Annotated in this window: 4 protein-coding genes; 2 read left to right on the forward strand and 2 right to left on the reverse strand. The window is 42.6% G+C overall.

The genetic code is table 11. From position 1 onward, the window contains the following. Positions 1-37: 37 nt before the first annotated feature. Positions 38-841, reverse strand: coding sequence for an ATP-binding cassette domain-containing protein (locus tag ACH2DQ_RS26365; protein WP_395028655.1), 804 nt, complete (start codon positions 839-841; stop codon positions 38-40). A gap of 11 nt (positions 842-852) precedes the next feature. After that, positions 853-1,677, reverse strand: a complete 825-nt coding sequence (locus ACH2DQ_RS26370) for an ATP-binding cassette domain-containing protein (RefSeq protein ID WP_395028656.1) — start codon at positions 1,675-1,677, stop codon at positions 853-855. A gap of 588 nt (positions 1,678-2,265) precedes the next feature. Here ACH2DQ_RS26370 and ACH2DQ_RS26375 point away from each other — a divergent pair. Then, complete coding sequence (locus ACH2DQ_RS26375) at positions 2,266-2,892, forward strand: TetR/AcrR family transcriptional regulator (RefSeq protein ID WP_394914287.1); 627 nt, start codon at positions 2,266-2,268, stop codon at positions 2,890-2,892. Positions 2,893-2,903: 11 nt separating this feature from the next. Continuing rightward, on the forward strand, positions 2,904-3,523 hold a 620-nt coding region (locus ACH2DQ_RS26380), incomplete at its 3' end, for a radical SAM protein (protein WP_395028657.1).

Genomic DNA, 3,523 nt, shown 5'->3' on the forward strand with positions numbered 1-3,523 from the left:
TTGAGCTTTTTGGAGCTTTTTGCAACTTTTTTGCAGTTTATTGGTTTACCTGATAATAAGCCTCCGTAACCTGATCCAGCTCTTCCTTTAATTTCAGCACATTATCACCTTTTTTTGGCTTGCGCAGCCGCATACTCAGTTCTGCCATCTTCATACTCAGCAGTGTTTTATCAAGCTGCAGCACTTCTTTCGGTTTGGATGCACGTTCTTTTTCCTGCTCATACGCTTCCCAGTTTCCCTCGAATGTCTCTAATTTTCCTTTCTCCAGAAATACCAATCGGTCCGCCGTGTTTTTAGCCAGACTTCTGTCATGGGTGACGATCAGCATGGTCCCTTCCCACTTATCCAGCAATCCTTCCAGCGCTTCTGCAGTATACATATCAATATGGTTCGTAGGTTCGTCCAGGATTAATACATTCACATCAGAAGCCATCAGCCTTGCCAGCATTACTTTCGCCCGTTCTCCCCCTGATAATACGGAGACCGGTTTATGAATATGCTGTTCAGTAAGATAGAGATTTGCCAGAATACAGCGAATCACATGCTCCTTTAAATTAGAGTCAGCCCTTACATTTTCCAAAACGGTCTTATTGATATCCAGTGTTTCGTGTTCCTGTGAAAAATAACCGATTTTAACATCCGGATTCAAATATACAGAAGGATGATGTTCCATAATCTTTTTAATCAGCGTAGACTTTCCGGTTCCATTTTCCCCCATCAAAACGGTACATTTATTTGCCTTCAATGTCAGATCTGCTTCATTTAGAACCATCTTCTTCCCATACTGGACCGTCAGCCCCTGTATTCTCACTGCTGTCTTCCCAGACAATGGATTATCCATGCCCAGCCGCATCACACAGGCGCCAGTTCTTTCGGTTTTTCTTTGACCTCCAGCTTTTCCAGGCGTTTTTCCATGGCTTTGCCTCTGCTCTGAACATTTTTCTGCTGTTCTCTCGCCACACCCTTATACAGCATCCACTCACTGTGCCCCATCTGCTTTGGTGGTTTTAACATCTGGGATGCTTCATTCTTCACCTGATTCATGGCAATCGTGATCCTTTTACGCTCCTGCTGGTACTGCTCAAATTCAAACATTGCAAATTCCCGTTCCCGTTCTTTCTGCTCCTTCCACTGAGAATAGCGCCCTGGGAACACACGAAGTTTCCCCTCCTCAATCTCCCAGATCGAGGTACATACTTTGTCCAGCAGATACCGGTCATGGGAAATCAATACAAAGGCGCCCCGGTATCCCATAAGCATTTTTTCCAGCGTTTCTATCCCTTTCACATCCAGATTGGTTGTTGGTTCATCTGCAAACAGAAGCCCGCTCCCCTGGGATAAAGCCGCTGCGATTGCCTGTCTTGTCTTCTCTCCGCCGCTTTTGCAGGCAGAATCTTTTATCTGCATCCGGCTGAGAAGCAGGGGGCTGACAAGCAGATTGTGCTGATCATCCGCCTCTTCCTGACACTGTTCAATCATGGCAATATCACAGTATCTGTTAATCTCTCCTTCATCTGCACGTTCACTTCCATTCAGGATATGCAGTAGCGTACTTTTTCCTGCACCGTTTAAACCCACCAGTCCAATACGGTCTCCTTCTTCAATGGTTAGCCGGTCTATGCAGAACAACTCCTGAATCCCATAGCCTTTTTTTAAATTCTGTACTTTTAATAACAAAAAAATCCCTCCTAAACACTCTGTTCAGCAGGGAAATCAGCATACGAAAACAAGCAGGCAAAATGCACCTGTAATACAAACTATCCGATACCCTTATCAAACTGAAAGAGTACTGGTTTGCTTTGTAGCTTGTTCAATATTATCAAAAATGATCCGTAAGCATAGATTCAGACTGAACAGAGTAAATACAACAAACAAGACTAATTTTATCTTAGCCTTCATTTTCCATTTACTTTTCATAAGTTTCATTCAGTCCTCAAATAATCATATTCTTACAGACACCTCGTTCTTTCTAAGATGCAGCAGGCATAAAGCCATTGCTCTAAATTAGTTGTAATATATCACAGAAAGCGGAGGACGTCAATACGGTAAATCCATTTTGTGAAAATGATTTTCAGAAAATCGTATCCGTTCAAACAGCATGAACTGTTACAGAAAATCTTTCTTAGATTTTGTAAATTTATAAATAGCTTAAGGAAAATTGGGGGCAAAATTTTGGTCAAATTTTTCTCTTGACATGTGAACGCTTGTTAACTATAATATCATTAAGTAAACAAACGTTAACTTTTTTTATCAGAAAGGAGTACCATGCCAAAACGTAATACAAAAGAACTGATCCTGCAGGAAGCACTGCGCCTGTTTTCTGATCATGGATATGATGGTGTATCTGTACGGGAGATTTCGGGAGCTGTTGGTATCCGTGAAAGTGCCCTCTACAGGCATTTTAAAAACAAACAGGATATATTTGATACCATTATCAAACGGATTGAAGGACAGTATGCCATTGTAGCCCAGGAATTTCATATTCCCGACGGTGATCTGTCCCAGGTGGCAGGAGCCTATATTAAAAATGGTCTTAACCCTTTAAAAGAAATGACAAAGTCCATGTTTTTATTCTGGTTAAAATCCGAAGAAGCTTCTAAATTCCGACGTATGTTAACCATAGAACAGTTTAAAAGCACCAAGGCGGGTGAAACTTTTCATTCGTTTTTCTTCCGCTTGCCCCTGGATTTTCAAACCCAGCTGTTCGGAGAAATGGTCAAAAGAAAATATTTTAAAGAGTTGGATCCAAAGATTCTGGCACTTAATTTTTATTCTCCCATCTTTCTGCTGATCAACCAGTATGATAATCATCCCGAACTGGAAGCAGAGGCACTGCAATTATTAGAGAAGCACATCGACCAATTTGAACAGCTCTACCGCACACCACATTGAAAGGGAACGCTATGGATATTAGTTTATTTATGAATCAGGGCATCCTGTCTATTGCCCGGACTGCAGCTGCATTTTATTTTAAGGATAAGAAAAACCGCCGCTTTATAATGGATTTCACACCTCAGCTTACGAGAAACGCAAAAATAAGAGCCGAACAGGAACAAAGAGGCATCCATATTCCCCCTTTCCTGATTGCAAGCATAGCTTCCCGCTGCAACCTCCATTGTACCGGGTGTTATGCCAGGGCTGACGGGGCGTGCAGCGACCATCACCAGAAAACTGAAATGGATGTCTCCCACTGGAAAAGTATATTTGAACAGGCTAATGCACTTGGCATATCCTTTATCCTTTTGGCGGGAGGTGAGCCGCTTCTTCGCAAAGATATTCTCTCCCTGGCGGGGAACTATCCCGATATTATCTTTCCCGTATTTACAAACGGCACATTGATTGACGAGGCGTACATAGATCTGTTTCAAAACTGCCGCAATTTAATCCCGGTGCTCAGTATGGAAGGTACTGCCGCTGACACCGACCTGCGAAGAGGCACAGGTATATCTGATCAGCTCTCCAAAGTTATGTCAGAGCTAAAGCAGCGGCAAATATTGTATGGCACCTCTGTCACCGTTACCCA

The sequence above is a fragment of the Robinsoniella sp. genome, from assembly GCF_034124845.1.